We start from the raw sequence: 14911 nt of genomic DNA on the forward strand, positions 1-14911 counted from the left end.
CACGCTTTATCCCAGCAGCTTGACGATCGCCGGCACCGAGAGCACGGCGGTGTAGTAGCCCATGAACTGCACGCCGGTGTTGAAACCGAACAGGCGCGACAGCAGGCCGCCAATGAGGCCCATGGTCAGGATGACGAGCAGGCCCAGGAATTGGCCTTCCCAGACGCTGATCACGATGATCAGTCCCACGAACGTGGCGATGATGGCTTCGTGGCTGACCCGGCGCGAGACGAACAGCGCGGCGCGGCGCGCGAAGTTCATGGCGAAGGGGTAGGAGACGACCGCCGCCAGCAGCACCGCCAGCATGCCGTATCCCAGGAATTCCCAGTGGTTCAGCAGGTTGTGCAGGTTGTGCGTCTGGCCCGTTGCCGAATCCACCGTAAAGCGGGGCGGCGCGTTAAAGAGCGGCGCCGCCGGTCCCGCGGCCACGGGGCTCAGGGGCAGCCCGAACGCGATCAGCGGAATCAGGGCCTCGGCAATGTAGGTGGCTTCGGTCACGCCGTTGCGCGCGCTCAGCACCGTGGTCAGGCGGTGATAGGCGTGCTTGACGCGCGAGCCCACCAGTTCGCCCAGCACGACGGTCATGGCGACCGGACTGAACACGAACGTGGCGCTGGAGACGGCCGCGGTGGCAAGCGTCCAGCGGGTCTGCACCCGGTCCATGACCTTCAGCGGGTTCGGGAAGTAGCCCGACCAGCCCTTCACATCGGGCGCCAGCGAGAACGTACGCACCTTGTCGCGCATCATCTTGCCGCGGCCTTGCGGCGAGAGGACAGTGAACAGGTCGGCGATCAGCGGTCCGATCGCAATGCCCAGGAAATAGCTGATGCTCAGCTTGACGCCGTATTTGGCCGTCAGGCTTTGCAGCGCAATGATGACCATGACGAACGGCACCAGCAGCGCCACGGCGGCCCAGCGTCCCGCGGAGAAATATGCGATCAGCAATGCGGCCGCCAGGAAGATCCAGGGGGCCGACTTGGTGATCGCGGCGCCGAACGGCGCAAGCAGTACGGCAAACAGCACCGCCAGCGGCACCGCGACAAAGGCCGCCACGATGGCGCCGGACACCATCTTGCGCAGCGCAATGTGCGGCACGCCCAGTTTGCGCAGCATGTTTGCATCCTGCAGCAATGGCGTGGCCAGCGTGTCGCCCGGGATGCCCAAGAGCGCGGTGGGCACGGCGTGCGTCATGTGCTTGGCCACCGCGCCCGCCAGGAAAAAGGTGAAGACGCCGGCCGGCGGCACGCCCAGCAGCACCACCAGGAGGGTCAGCGGGGCCAGCGTGGTGGTTTCGTCGGTGCCGGACACCAGGCCGATGGCGGCGAACACGACCGCACCCAACAGGCCCATGCCGGCGGCCACCATGATTTGTTCAAGCAGTGCGGGGTCGCTCATGCCAGTGCCTCCTTGGCGGCGCCGCGCCGCGCGGCGGCGGCGTTGGCGGCGCTGTCTGTGATGCCACCGGTGATGCCATCACCGGCACCAGCGCCGGCTGCGGCAGCAGGCTGTGCGAACAGGTCGTACAGATCCAGTTCCTTCAGTTCGCGCACGACCGGCTCGGGCAGGTCCGCCAGTGTGCCCAGGCCGCCCGGCTGCTCGGCCAGTTCGGCCAGCACCTCGGCGCGCCAGGCGGGATCATGTGTGGCGCTGCGCTCGATGACCTCGCGCTTGGGCGGAAACAGCCGCGCGCAGATCACGCCGGCCAGCACGCAGCCCGCCAGCCCGGCCAGCATGGCGTAGGCGTGCGCCAGCTCGGGCGAGGCGACCATGCCGCGCAACCAGCGGCTGGCGGCAAAGAAGCCCGCCACGCTGATCGTGATGCCGATGCCGATGGCCCAGGCCAGATGCCTGAGATCCACGGTGTCGCTCCAGACTTCAGCCAGGCGCGTGGAGGGCGCCGGGAGGCTTTGTTTCATGTCTCTCTCCTGTGTTTATCGGACGGCGCGCGTTGGGGGCCGGCGCCGTCTCGGATACCTGCCTTGCGGGTTATCGGGCTGCGCGCAGTTCCTCCAGCAAGGCCAGCGCGCGATCGGTGCGGACATCCTTTTCGGCCGCCATGCGCTTGGCAACTTCGTCGATCTCCGCGCCGGTGGCGCCCGCCACCAGGGCAATGTTGCGGGCATGCAGCGCCATGTGGCCGCGCTGGATGCCTTCGGTGGCAAGCGCGCGCAGCGCGCCCAGATTCTGCGCCAGGCCGACCGCGACGGCGACTTCGCCCAGCTCCTGCGCCGAGCGCACGTCCATGATCTTCAGTGCAAGGCGCGCCAGCGGATGGGTCTTGGTGGCGCCGCCCACCAGGCCCACGGGCATGGGCATTTCGATGGTGCCGACCAGGGCGCCGGAGGTGTCCTTTTCCCAATGCGTCAGCGACGTGTAGCGGCCCGAGCGGCTGGCGTAGGCGTGCGCGCCGGCCTCGACCGCGCGCCAGTCATTGCCCGTGGCCACGATCACCGGGTCGATGCCGTTCATGATGCCCTTGTTATGCGTGGCGGCGCGGTACGGGTCGATGGCGGCGAACGTGTAGGCATCCAGCACGCCTTCGATGATCTCGGCCCCGCTGCGCTCCTTGGTGTCCAGCGTCTGCGGGGTCAGACGCACGCGGGCGCGGGCCAGCCGCAGGTCGGCCAGGTTGGACAGGATGCGCAGCCGCACCGACCCGCCGACGATCTCCTCGACCAGCGGCGCCACGGCCTCGGCCATGGTGTTGACGGTGTTGGCGCCCATGGCATCGCGCACGTCGACGATCAGATGCATCACGATCATCGGACCGCGCGGCGTGTCGGGAAAGACGTGCACTTCGATGTCCTGGCAGCCGCCGCCCAGTTCGATCAGCACCTTGTCTCGGCTGTTGGCCAGCGTCAGGATCCGCTCCCGCTCGCGCAGCAGGGCCAGCCGCGCGCCATGCGGGTCGGTCAGGCCCAGCACCTGCACCTGCGCACGCATGAGGGGCCGGGTGCTGGATGTCTCGAAGCCGCCGCACTCGCGCGCCAGCTTGGCCATGAACGAAGCGGCAGCCACGACGGACGGTTCTTCCACCGCCATCGGCACCAGCACGTCGCGGCCGTTGACCTGGAAGTTGCCCGCCACGCCCAGCGGCAGCTCGAAAGTGCCCAGCACGTTTTCGATCATGCCGTCGGCGCGGGCAAGGCCCAGGGCGCCGGGCTCGGCGAGCAGGCTGCGCTCTTCTGCCGTAAGCGAGGCGGCGTCGGCAATGGCAGCGAGGCGTTGGGCGGGCGTGAGGGCCCGGAAGTTGGGCAGGCGTGAATCGGCCACGATGGCGTGTCTCCGTATAAGAATCGAGTGGCCTGATTCTAGGTAAACTGTACCGCTATTCAGAGGTACAGTTTGGGCAAACAGTACCATTGCACTGCACCAATTTTCGGCAACGCATTCATGGGGATCCCAACGTGGCAGACGCCAATCCGCCTGGCAGGCCGCAGCGCCCGGCGCCCATCGCCGAAAGCCTGGCCAACCTGATCGGCCAGCAGATCGCAGACGGCGTCTATCGCGCCGGCGACAAGTTGCCGTCCTTGCGCGAGCTGGCGCAGTTGCACCGCTATGCCAAGAACACGGTGGTCGTGGCATTTGAAATGCTGGTGGCGCGCGGGCTGGTCGAGCCGCGGCGCGGCTCTGGCTTTTACGTGTTGGACGTGGACCACGCGCGACCCGCGGCGGACGAGGAACCGGGGCAACTGAGCCGGGCGATGGATATCGTGTGGCTCATGCGCGAGCAGCTCAAGACCCAGCCGGACGCGGTTGCCGTGGGCGATGGATTTCCGCCGGTGGAGTGGCTGGCGGACATGCGCATGGACCGCTACCACCAGAAGGTGGTGCGCACGGGGCTCGGGGCGTTATTCCGCTATGGCAGCCGTTTCGGCTACGCGCCGCTGCGCGAAAGCCTGGTGCGCAAGCTGGGCGATGTGGGCATCAACGCCGCGCCGTCGCAATTGGTGCTCACGCATGGCGCCAACGAGGCCATGGACCTGGTGATCCGGTACTTCCTGCCGCCGGGGTCGACGGCGCTGGTGGACGACCCAGGTTACTACCCGCTCTTTGGCAAGCTGAAGCTGGCCGGGGTGCGGATGGTGGGCGTGCCGCGCCTGCCCGACGGGCCGGACGTGGTGGCTTTGGAAGCGTTGCTGCAGCGCGAAAAGCCGCGGCTATTCTTCACGCAATCGATCGCGCACAACCCGACCGGCTCGGACATGACGCCGGCCAAGGCCTACAAGATCCTGCAGTTGGCAGAGCGCTACAACCTGATGGTGGTCGAGAACGATCCGCTGGCGGACTTCAAGCCCACGTCCTCGGTCCGGCTGTCGGCGCTGGATCAGCTTGAGCGCACGCTATACATCGGCAGCTTCTCCAAGTCGTTCTCCGCGGCGCTGCGCGTGGGTTTCATCGCCTGCAATGCGGCATTGGCCAGCGATCTGGCCGACCTGAAGGCGCTGGTGCATGTCAGCAGTTCCGAATACTGCGAACGGATGGTGGACGTGATGCTGCGCGAGGGCCATTACGAGCGGCATCTGGTGCGGCTGCGGCAACGGCTGGAGGCCGCGACCGGACAGGCCTTGCAGGTGCTGGACGCGCTGGGCGCCCACGTGTTTACGCGGCCGACCAGCTCGCTGTACCTGTGGGCGGCGTTTCCGGGCGTGCCGGACTCGCTGACGCTGGCCGAGGCGCTGATGCCCGAAAAGGTCATCATGGCGCCGGGCCGCGTGTTCAGCGTGGACCCCAAGGCGGTGTCGCCGTGGTCCCGCTGCAATGTGGGCGCCGTGGTGTCGCCGCGGTTTCATGCCACCCTGGCCGCGCACCTGGCTCAGCGATAGGCAAATTCCTCGAAGGTTTGCCGCAGCTCGGCCTGCGCCTGGTTGCTGAGCGCGCGCGCGACCGGGGCGCCGGGCGCGGCGCGTGCCGCTTGCACCGCAAACTGGCGCACGCCGCGGCGCGAGAGTTCGCGCGCCAGCGTCATCAGGCGCGGTTCGTCCAGCCAGTCCGGATGCCAGGTGATGCGGCATTCGAAGTCCGTGCCTGCCGATAGCAACTGCGTCAGGCACGCGAGCGCCGGGCGCTGCGAGTCGCGACGGCCCGTGATGTCGTCATAGCCCTTGGCGTCCGCCTTGATATCCATGCCCACCCAGTCCAGATGGCGCAGCACGTCGGCCAGCCGCAACGGATAGATGCCTGCGGTGTGCAGGCCCACGCGGTAGCCCATGCGTTTGATGTCGCGGATCATGGCGGGCAGGCGCGGTTCGCTCAAGGGCTCGCCGCCGGAGAACACGACCGCATCCAGGAGGCCCTTGCGGGTTTCAAGGAAGGCACGGACTTCGCGCCAGTCATAACGGGCGGCGCGCGTCTGCAGCTCGGTGTTGTGGCAATAGTGGCACCGCCACGGACAACCCGAGATGAAGACGACCGCCGCCAGCTGGCCCGGCCAGTCCACGGTGGAAAAAGGCACCAGCCCCCCGACCGCGGGCGAGTGCCGGGGCAGGGGCTGGATGACGGGTTGGGGCGGCGAGGCATAGGCTGGCCGGTCGGTCAGCAGGCGCACGGCCTGGCTGGCGGGCCGGCCGGCGCCGCCGGCCTGCGAAGCGCCCACGGGCGAGCCGCCTTCAGGCACTGCGTTCGACGAAGAAGCGGCGCTCATTGAATTCGCCCTGTTTGCCGGTGTTGAAGGAAGACACCGGGCGGTGGTAGCCCATCACCCGGGTCCAGACTTCGCAGCGCACGCGCTGGCTGTCGTCCAGTTGGACGGCGGAAGCGGACGTGGCGGCGGGGGCGGTCAAGGTTTGCATGAGATTTCCTCGGGAGTGAATGCCGGACGCATGCCCGGCGGGTGAAGGACAGCGCGCGCCGGGATGCCACGCGCCGGTCCGGGTCCGGAAACGCTACGCCGGCGTGCAGCAGGCCGATTGCTTGGCCAGCAGCTCCGCGTCGCACTTGGGGCAGAACTCGTGGTGCCCCGCCAGATAACCGTGATTCGGGCAGATCGAGAACGTGGGCGTGACGGTGATGTAGGGCAGGCGGAAGTTGGTGAGCGCGCGGCGCACGAGCTGTTTGCAGGCCTCGGCGGTGGACACGGCTTCGTTCATGTATAGGTGCAGCACCGTGCCGCCCGTGTACTTGCTTTGCAGCGTTTCCTGCAGTTCCAGTGCGTGGAAGGGATCGTCCGTGTAGCCCACCGGCAACTGGCTGGAGTTGGTGTAGTAAGGCTGGGCGTCCGTGCCCGCTTGCAGGATGCCGGGATAGCGCTTGCGGTCTTCGCGGGCAAATCGGTATGTGGTGCCTTCGGCGGGCGTGGCCTCCAGGTTGTAGAGATGGCCGGTTTCTTCCTGGAATTCGGTCATGCGCTGGCGCACGCGATCCAGCAGGCGCACGGCAAAGGCGTGGCCGGCGGGCGTGGTCACGTCTTCGGCGTCGTCGGTGAAGTTGCGGATCATCTCGTTGATGCCGTTCACGCCCAGCGTGCTGAAGTGGTTGCGCAACGTGCCCAGGTAGCGGCGGGTGTAGGGGTAGAGCCCCTGGTCGATGTAGCGCTGCACCACCTTGCGCTTGGTTTCCAGGACATCGCGGCCCAGCGCCAGCAGATAGTCCAGGCGTTCCATCAGGCGTGCCTCGTCGCCGCGGCACGTATGGCCCAGGCGGGCGCAGTTCACGGTCACCACGCCGACCGACCCCGTCTGCTCGGCCGAGCCGAAGAGCCCGTTGCCGCGCTTCAAGAGTTCGCGCAGGTCGAGCTGCAGGCGGCAGCACATCGAGCGCACCATGTGCGGCTCGAGGTCGGAATTCAGGAAGTTCTGGAAGTAGGGCAGCCCATAGCGCGCCGTCATTTCAAAGAGGCGCTCGGTGTTCGGGTGGTCCCAGTCGAAATCCGGCGTGATGTTGTAGGTGGGGATGGGGAACGTGAACACGCGGCCCTTCGCGTCGCCAGCCATCATGACCTCGATGTAGGCGCGGTTGATCATGTCCATTTCGGCTTGCAGGTCGCCGTAGGAGAACGGCATTTCCTCGCCGCCCACGTACGGGATCTGGTCCTTCAGGTCGGCCGGGCAGGTCCAGTCGAAGGTCAGGTTGGTGAAGGGCGTCTGCGTGCCCCAGCGGCTGGGCACGTTCAGGTTGAAGATCAGTTCCTGGATGGATTGCTTGACGTCGGCGTAGGTCATCGCGTCGCGGCGGATGAATGGCGCCATGTAGGTGTCGAACGAACTGAAGGCCTGCGCGCCGGCCCATTCGTTCTGCAGCGTGCCCAGGAAGTTGACGATCTGGCCTATGGCGGCCGACATATGTTTCGGGGGCGTGGATTCGACCTTGCCCGGGATGCCGTTGAAGCCTTCGGTCAGCAACTGGCGCAGCGACCAGCCGGCGCAGTAACCGCTGAGCATGTCCAGGTCGTGGATGTGGATGTCGCCTTCGCGGTGGGCGTGGCCGGCTTCGGGCGTGAAGACGTTGGACAGCCAGTAGTTGGCGGTGACCTTGCCGGCCACGTTCAGGATGAGGCCGCCCAGGCTGTAACCCTGGTTGGCGTTGGCATTCACGCGCCAGTCGCGCTGTTCCAGATACTCTTCCATGGCGCTTTCCACGTCGACCAGCGTGTGGCGCAGGGAACGCAGGCGGGCGTGCTGCTCGCGGTGGACGATGTAGGCGCGCGCGGTGCGCCAGTGGCCCGCCTGGACCAGGGCTTCCTCGACGCGGTTCTGGATGGTTTCGACGCCGGGGCAAACATTGCCGTCCAGCTTTGCGATGACGGTGCCGGTCAGGGCGCGTGCGCCTTGCAGGTCCAACTCCCCGGTGCTTTGGCCCGCCGCCGCCATGGCTTGCGCGATCTTCTCGCTATCGAATGCAACGACGCGGCCGTCGCGCTTGAGGATGTGTTGGATTCCCATTGTTGGCACCATATGTAGTGGAGTTCGAAAACTCTACCACCACATATGGTGCTGAATGGTTGGCATCTGGGCGCAGGTTGACCGGCGTCAAACAGGCAAAATGGTCTGCGAAATTGCGCAATGCTGCGATGGGTCGCGGCCAGGTGCTCAGTAAAACACCGTCAAAACCCGATGCCCACGCCCACCAGGGATATCGCCACCGCCAGGGCGGCAGCGCCTGCGGCAGGCCGTGGCGTCCAGGACAGTTTGCCAAACCACAGCAGCGCGCCCGCGCAGAGCCAGCCCAGCCAGACCATCATGCCCAGCGCATCGCCCCACAGTCCGACGCAAGGCAGGATCGCCAGCCCCATCAGCAGCGCGCCAGCGCCGCGCAGCACGCGCGTGTGGGCCGCGCGGGGATTGCGCGTCCAGACCTGGTGGTAGTGGCGGGGGGTGGCCAGGGCCAGGCAAGCCATGCCGGCGTAAGTCAGCAGCAAGGCCATCGCGATTGCGCAGAGGTCATTCAGGGTCATGCGGCTGCACGTCTTGCGCGAGTTGCCGACCCTGTGTGAGGGCGCGGCGCGCTGGCGCTTTGATGGGTAACGACCCTGATTCTACGGGAATCGGCGGCGCGTCCGGCGCGCGGGGCTTTGTATTTTCTTCCGGGCGATGCGGAGCGTGTGCGGATCGGCCGGCCCCCGCGACGCCCCGCAAGGCCCGTCTGCGCGGCGTTTGCAGGCGCTTTGCCATCGCAGGAACGGCAATTGCTGGGTTCGCGCCTCCATCCGGAACGATCGCCGCGTGCGGATCGTTGATGACCTACCACAAGGAGCCCAACCATGAAGCGCAAAGCCGGAAACGCCGATCAGATCAAGGAACTGCTGTACCAGGCCCTGGAAACCGAAATTGGCGGCCTCGCCATCTACGAGACCGCAGTGTCGTGTGCCATCAACGAAGACCTGAAGAAGGAATGGCTGGGCTATCTGGAAGAAACGCGCACGCATCGCCGCGTGCTGCTGACCGTCTTCGAGCAACTGAAGCTCGACCCGCAGGCCAAGTCGCCGGGCCGCGACGTGGTGCGGCACTTGGGCGAATCGTTGGTGAAGGCCATGAAGATGGCCATTTCGGCCGGCGATCCCGAAGCCGCGCAGCTCGTGGCCACCGAATGCGTGGTGCTGGCCGAGACCAAGGATCACGCCAATTGGTCGTTGATCGGGTTGATTGCCGAGCAGCAGTCGGGCGAGCAGGCCAAGATCCTCAAGCAAGCCTACGACGCGGTGGCGACCGACGAGGACCACCACCTTTATCACACGCAGGGCTGGTCGCGCGAACTGTGGATCGAGTCGCTCGGCTTCCCCGCCGTGCTGCCGCCGCCCGAAGAAGTGAAGAAGGTCGAGACCGCCATTGGCGCATCCCGCGCCGAACAGGCGCGCGACTCGATGCTAACCCATTAAGGAGAAAGACTCATGGCAAGCAAAAAGCCAGCCAAGGCCGGCCAGGGCGGTGCACTGGACACCGCCTACATGAACACCGACAGCGGTCCCGCAAGCGGACCGGCCGGCAAGCCGAGCCACCCCGCGCTCAAGCGCGCGGCAGCGGTGGGCGCCACCGTGGGCGCCATGCCCCATAACACCAACAAGGAAGCCGAGTACGGCGAGCAGGCCGCGCGTTGCCCGTACGCCGGCGCGCACGTGGGCGCCGTGGACCCCGCCGTCGGCGCAAGCTCGCTGTCCGAAAAGGAAGTGTCGGACAAGACCGGCGACGCCGCGACCCCGGGCGTGAACCGTGTCGACGGCCAACTGCCGCGCGTGCGCGCGGACGGCGGCGGCCAGGAACTGACCACCAATCAGGGCGTTCGCGTCAGCGACAACCAGCATTCGCTCAAGGCTGGCCTGCGCGGGCCGGCGCTGCTGAAGGATTTCATCCTTCGCGAGAAGATCACGCACTTCGACCATGAGCGGATTCCCGAGCGCATCGTGCACGCCCGCGGCTCGGCGGCCCACGGCTACTTCGAGTGCTACAAGCCGCTGACCGACCTGACCGCCGCGTCGCTGTTTGCCGAGGCCGGCAAGCGCACGCCGGTGTTCGTGCGCTTTTCGACGGTGGCGGGCGAGCGCGGATCCAAGGACACGGCGCGCGACGTGCGTGGCTTTGCCGTCAAGTTCTATACCGACGAGGGCAACTGGGACCTGGTGGGCAACAACATGCCGGTGTTCTTCATCCAGGATGCGATGAAATTCCCGGACCTGGTCCACGCGGTCAAGCCCGAGCCGCACCATGGCATGCCGCAGGCCGCGTCCGCGCACGATACCTTCTGGGACTTTGTGTCGCTTATGCCCGAGTCCACCCACATGCTGATGTGGGTGATGTCGGACCGCGCGATCCCGCGCAGCTACCGGATGATGCAGGGCTTTGGCGTGCACACGTTCCGGTTCGTCAACGCGCAGGGTGAATCGCGCCTGGTGAAATTCCACTGGAATCCCATCCTGGGGACGCACTCGCAAGTGTGGAACGAGGCGGTCAAGGTGTCGGGCGCAGACCCCGACTATCACCGCCGCGACCTCTGGGAAGCCATCGACGCGGGTCATGGTCCGCAATGGGAGCTGGGCGTGCAGGTCTTCACGGAAGACCAGGCCGAAGGCTTCAGCTTCGACGTGCTGGACGCCACCAAGATCGTGCCCGAGGAACTGGTGCCGGTCGTGCCCATCGGCCGCATGGTGCTGGATCGCAACCCCGACAACTTCTTTGCCGAGACCGAGCAGGTGGCCTTCTGCGCCGCGCACGTGGTCCCCGGCGTGGACTTCACGAATGACCCGCTGCTGGCTGGCCGCATCCATTCCTACGTTGACACGCAGATCTCGCGCCTGGGCGGCCCGAACTTCCACGAGATCCCCATCAACGCGCCGCTGGCGCCGGTGCACAACAACCAGCGCGACGGCATGCATCGCCAGACCATTCATCGCGGCCGCGTGTCCTACGAGCCCAATTCCCTTGCCGGCGGCTGTCCGTTCCAGGCGGGAATGGACGGGTTCGTGTCGTTTCCGGAGCCGGTGACAAGCGACGAACTGCGCGGACATCCGGAAAAATTTGCCGAGCACTACAACCAGGCCACGCTGTTCTACGACAGCCAGACCGCATGGGAACGCAAGCACATCATCGACGCCTTCGCGTTCGAGCTCAGCAAGGTGACGGTGCCGCAGATCCGCGAGCGCATGGTCGCTTCCCTGCGCAATGTGTCGGACGAACTGGCGCAGGGCGTGGCCGATGAAATCGGCATGCCCTTGCCGGATCCCTTGCCGCGCGCGACGAAGAATCCGCCCAAGTCCGAAGTGCAGGTGTCGCCCTCGCTGTCGCTGACCGCCCGCCCTGGCGACGGCGGCGTGGCGACGCGCAAGGTCGCCATCCTGGCGGCGGAAGGCGTGGACGGCAAGGCGCTGTCCGCCGTGGCCGACGCGCTCATGCAGGCAGGCGCCGTCGTGCGGCTGGTGGGCCAGCGCATTGGTCCGATGCAGACGGGCGAGGGCGGTGCGTTCGATGCGGATGCGTCGCTGGACAACCATCCGTCCGTGGTGTTTGACGGCGCGGTGGTTGTCGGTGGCGCCGACGCCGTGCAACGCCTGGCGGCCGACGGACGGGCGCTGGAGTTCCTGCGCGACGCCTATCGCCACGGCAAGACGCTGATGGGTGTCGGCGACGGCGTTCAGGTGTACGCCGCGGCGGGCATCGACCCCGATCCGAACGATGGCGGACTGCTGTTGGGCGGCGAGGATCCGCAAGCGTTCATTGCCGCCTTGGGCAAACATCGCCATCCGGAACGGGAGACGACGCCGCCCAAGGTATGAGGGGCGCGGCAGCACGGGTAAGCAAGGACCATTGACACCCGCGGGACGCCTCTCGAATACTGAGCCGGCAGGTCGGGCGAGCGCATCGGGCGCTCGCCCTGTCTAACCGGGGAGGCCGTATGAACCGAGCGTCCGTGTTGCCTGTGAAATTCGTTGGCTGGCTTTGTGCCAGCCTTTTGTCTTTTTCCGCCCTGATCGGCGTCTCCCCGTCCGCGCGGGCGGCGTCGGCGTCGGAGATAGGCGCCGACGCAACGGCGGCGCTTGAGCAGCTTTACACGCAGGACCCGCGCATCCGCCAACTGGGCGACAAAGCCGTTGCGGTACTGGTGTTTCCCAACATCATCAAGGGCGGTTTCCTGGTGGGTGGCGAGCGCGGCTCGGGCGCCTTGATCCGGCGCGGTCAGGTCGAGGGCTTTTATTCGATCTCGGCGCTGTCGTTCGGACTGCAGGCGGGCGCGCAACAGTTTTCGTACGCGCTGTTCTTCATGAACGAGCCCGCGCTGGCGTATCTGAATCAGAGCGACGGCTGGGCGCTGGGCGCGGGCCCGAGCCTGGTCGTGGTCGACCAGGGCTATGCTGCCAGCATCTCGACCACGACCCTGACGCAGGACGTGTACGCGGTGCCGTTTGGCGAGCAGGGCCTGATGGCGGGGATGGGGCTGGAAGGATCCAAGATCAGCAGCATGGTGCCGGATTGATGACGCGGCACAAAGCAGGCGGGACGCCGGTGGGCGTCCCGTGTTGCGGTCACTCAAGCGTAATGCCTGCACGCTGGGCGACGGCGCTGAATCTGGCGATCTCGATCGTGATCTGGTCCCTGAAGGCCTGGCCGGGCAGGAAGACGGGATTGAGCGACAGGTCCGATACGCTCTTGCGCACTTGTTCGTCGTGCATGATTTCCGTCATGGCCCGGTTCAGCGTGTGCATGACGGTGGATGGCGTCTGGGCCGGCGCAACCAGGCCGTACCAGCCCACGAACGACACATCCGCCATGCCGGCTTCCGCGAAGGTCGGCACGTCCGGCAATTGCGGCATGCGCTGATCGCCGGTGACGGCCAGCGCGCGGACCTTGCCGGCGCGCGCCTGGGCCGCCGACGCCGACACCGTGTCCACGGCCAGGGCGATCTCGCCGCCGATCAGCGCGGTGATGAGCTGCGCGCTTCCCTTGTAGGGAACCGGCACCATTTTGGCGCCGGCTGCCTGGGCGAACATTTCGCCCGTCAGGTGGGGGGCGGATCCCGGTCCGAACGTGCCGTACATCAGGCCGCCCTTGGCAGTCTGCTGGCGCGCGAGTTCGGCCGCCTCGTGAGGCGTGGCCGCGGGCAGCGAATTCTGCGCCAGCAGCACGACGGGGGCCATCGCGACGATGCCCACGTGCTCGAAGCTGCGCACGGGATCGTAGGGCAACGCGGGCTTGAGTGCCGGCAGGACGCTGTAGGTTGTGCTGCCCGACAGCATCAACGTGTAGCCGTCCGGCTTGGCGCGGGCGACCGCTTCGGCGCCGATGAGCGTCGAGGCGCCGGGGCGGTTTTCAACGATGACGGGCTGGCCGAACTTCCCCGACAGCTTGGTGGCAAGCAGGCGCGCCACCGCATCGGTGGCGCCGCCGGGTGTGAAGGGGACAACGATCTTGATGGCCTGGTCCGGATAGGCCGCGTGGGCGTCTTGGGCGTGGGCGGCGGTGGCGGCAAGGGTCAACGCCAACAGGGCGGTGCGAAATCTGGCGGTCATGGCGGGGCTCGGTCTTGTCAGGCGTAAGTGGACGATTGGGCGCAGGCTTGTTCGAGTACGTCGGCGCCCTGGGTTCCCAGGTCCCAGAACAGGCCGGCCATGATGGCCAGGCCTTCCCGGGCGACGCTGCCCAGCAGATGCTCGTTGGGCGCGTGCTGCGCGCAGGCGGGGTAGGAATGTGGGACCCACAGGGTGGGCAGGCCAAGCTGGTCGGCAAAGATGTCGTTGGGCAGGGAGCCGCCCAGGTTGGGCAGGAGCGCCGGGCGCTTGCCGGTGGTGTGTTCCAGCGAGGCGGCGGCCCAGCGTACCCACGGGGTGTCTGGCGACAGGCGCGTTGCGCCCGCCTGCATGCCGATGCGCACTTCCACGTCGGCAAGGCCAAGCTGGCGCAGATGATCGGCCACATGATCCTGCAGGCCGCGCCAGTCGGTGCCCACCACGAAGCGCAACTGGCACCAGGCCACGGCTTCGGGGGGGATGGCGTTCACGGGCTTGGCCGGGTCGCCCGCGCCGAAGGTCAGCACGTCCAGGCTGTTCCAGCCAAACACCTTTTCAGGCGAGGTCAGGCCGGGTTCGCCCCACCACGTGTTGATGGCCGGATCGTCTTGCCCGCCGCCGACTTCAAGGTCGGCCAGGGCCTGGGCGACCGCGGCGGGGATGGGCGGGGGACGCAGCCCGGGGACGGCGATGCGGCCGTTGGCGTCCACGAGCGAGCTGATGGCGTGCGACAGGCGGATGGCCGGATTGGCGAGCAGTCCGCCCCAGTTGCCGGAGTGGTAGCCGCGGTCCCGTGACCGCACCCTGAGTTCGAAATTGATCGCGCCGCGCGAGCCCATGAACAGCGTGGGCCGGGCGGCGTTCAGGCGCGGTCCGTCGCTGGCGATGAAGACGTCGGCGGCCAGGAGATTGCGGTGCGTCTTACAGAAGTCGGACAGGCCCGGCGAGCCGGCTTCCTCGCCGGTTTCGATGAGCCAGATGGTATTGAAACCGAGCGCGCCGCCGCGCGCATCAATGACGCGGGACAGCGCTTCAAGGTTGATCGAATGCTGACCCTTGTTGTCGGCCGTGCCGCGCCCGTACCAGCGGTCGCCTTCGACCTTGAGCTGCCAGGGGTCGCGGCCGGATTCCCATTTGGCGGCGTTGCCCCGCACCACGTCGCCGTGGCCATACATGAGGACCGTGGGCAATTCGGCCGCTTCGATGCGGCGCGCCACCAGGATCGGCAGGTCCACCCCGGCCGGGTTTGCGTGCACCGCACAGGAAAAGCCCAGCGCCGACAGGCGCGGAACCAGTTCGTCCTTCAGGTAGGCATGCTGCGCCGCGGCCTGCGTGGGCACTTCGCTTTCGGTCGCAAATGCGACCCGGCGCGCCAGGGTGTCCAGAAGGACGCCGCTGTCATACGCTTGTACGGCGTGGAGAATGGCTTGTTCGCGGGTCATGGCGGTTCTCGGTGCGGGGGTTGGAAGCACAAATTTATTG

The 14911-nt window shown here is 67.0% G+C and carries 13 protein-coding genes; 4 read left to right on the forward strand and 9 right to left on the reverse strand.

Going from position 1 to position 14911, the window contains the following annotated elements; translation table 11 throughout:
* Positions 1–6 precede the first annotated feature (6 nt).
* The 3 genes from KVT32_RS02285 to KVT32_RS02295 form a co-directional block, all read right to left on the reverse strand.
* Positions 7–1395, reverse strand: a complete 1389-nt coding sequence (locus KVT32_RS02285) for a tripartite tricarboxylate transporter permease (RefSeq protein WP_217617629.1) — start codon at positions 1393–1395, stop codon at positions 7–9.
* Positions 1392–1916: a hypothetical protein gene (locus KVT32_RS02290; protein WP_175155610.1), complete on the reverse strand. Its 525-nt coding sequence runs from the start codon at positions 1914–1916 to the stop codon at positions 1392–1394. The genes KVT32_RS02285 and KVT32_RS02290 overlap by 4 nt, the downstream gene beginning before the upstream one ends.
* Before the next feature lie 70 nt (positions 1917–1986).
* Positions 1987–3276 carry a hydroxymethylglutaryl-CoA reductase, degradative gene (locus KVT32_RS02295; protein ID WP_217617676.1) on the reverse strand — a complete coding sequence of 430 codons (1290 nt, stop codon included), beginning with the start codon at positions 3274–3276 and terminating at the stop codon, positions 1987–1989.
* Between the two features lie 131 nt (positions 3277–3407).
* Between KVT32_RS02295 and KVT32_RS02300 the strand changes: the two genes are divergently transcribed.
* The gene (locus KVT32_RS02300) at positions 3408–4826 is read left to right on the forward strand and encodes a PLP-dependent aminotransferase family protein (protein ID WP_217617630.1); all 1419 of its coding nucleotides are present in this window, start codon (positions 3408–3410) and stop codon (positions 4824–4826) included.
* On the opposite strand, the gene KVT32_RS02305 is transcribed toward KVT32_RS02300, so the two are convergent.
* From KVT32_RS02305 to KVT32_RS02320, 4 genes are all read right to left on the reverse strand, one after another.
* Positions 4817–5644: an anaerobic ribonucleoside-triphosphate reductase activating protein gene (locus KVT32_RS02305; RefSeq protein ID WP_062840971.1), complete on the reverse strand. Its 828-nt coding sequence runs from the start codon at positions 5642–5644 to the stop codon at positions 4817–4819. The two genes, KVT32_RS02300 and KVT32_RS02305, sit on opposite strands and share 10 nt — an antisense overlap.
* A complete protein-coding gene (gene nrdD / locus KVT32_RS02310) occupies positions 5610–5792 on the reverse strand; it encodes an anaerobic ribonucleoside-triphosphate reductase (protein WP_152384607.1) in 183 nt (60 codons plus the stop codon). Before nrdD ends, KVT32_RS02305 begins: the two co-directional genes overlap by 35 nt.
* Positions 5793–5885: 93 nt before the next feature.
* Entirely contained in the window at positions 5886–7880 is a 1995-nt protein-coding gene (locus tag KVT32_RS02315) for a ribonucleoside triphosphate reductase (protein WP_152384606.1), read from the reverse strand.
* 161 nt (positions 7881–8041) lie between these two features.
* Entirely contained in the window at positions 8042–8392 is a 351-nt protein-coding gene (locus KVT32_RS02320; RefSeq protein WP_056318298.1) for a DUF3325 domain-containing protein, read from the reverse strand.
* Between the two features lie 306 nt (positions 8393–8698).
* On the opposite strand from KVT32_RS02320, the gene KVT32_RS02325 reads away from it, so the two are divergent.
* The 3 genes from KVT32_RS02325 to KVT32_RS02335 all read left to right on the forward strand — a co-directional run bounded on the left by KVT32_RS02325 (position 8699) and on the right by KVT32_RS02335 (position 12399).
* Entirely contained in the window at positions 8699–9313 is a 615-nt protein-coding gene (locus tag KVT32_RS02325) for a hypothetical protein (RefSeq protein ID WP_152384605.1), read from the forward strand.
* Positions 9314–9325: 12 nt separating this feature from the next.
* Entirely contained in the window at positions 9326–11701 is a 2376-nt protein-coding gene (locus KVT32_RS02330) for a catalase (protein ID WP_180098626.1), read from the forward strand.
* A gap of 176 nt (positions 11702–11877) precedes the next feature.
* On the forward strand, positions 11878–12399 hold the full coding sequence (locus tag KVT32_RS02335) for a YSC84-related protein (protein ID WP_254636721.1): 522 nt from the start codon (positions 11878–11880) through the stop codon (positions 12397–12399).
* 49 nt (positions 12400–12448) lie between these two features.
* On the opposite strand, the gene KVT32_RS02340 is transcribed toward KVT32_RS02335, so the two are convergent.
* The gene (locus KVT32_RS02340; protein ID WP_056318309.1) at positions 12449–13432 is read right to left on the reverse strand and encodes a tripartite tricarboxylate transporter substrate binding protein; all 984 of its coding nucleotides are present in this window, start codon (positions 13430–13432) and stop codon (positions 12449–12451) included.
* Between the two features lie 17 nt (positions 13433–13449).
* Positions 13450–14871, reverse strand: a complete 1422-nt coding sequence (locus KVT32_RS02345; RefSeq protein ID WP_217617632.1) for a M20 family metallopeptidase — start codon at positions 14869–14871, stop codon at positions 13450–13452.
* Between the last annotated feature and the right edge of the window lie 40 nt (positions 14872–14911).

The sequence above is a fragment of the Achromobacter sp. GbtcB20 genome (genome assembly GCF_019091095.1).
Classification (GTDB): domain Bacteria; phylum Pseudomonadota; class Gammaproteobacteria; order Burkholderiales; family Burkholderiaceae_B; genus Achromobacter; species Achromobacter mucicolens.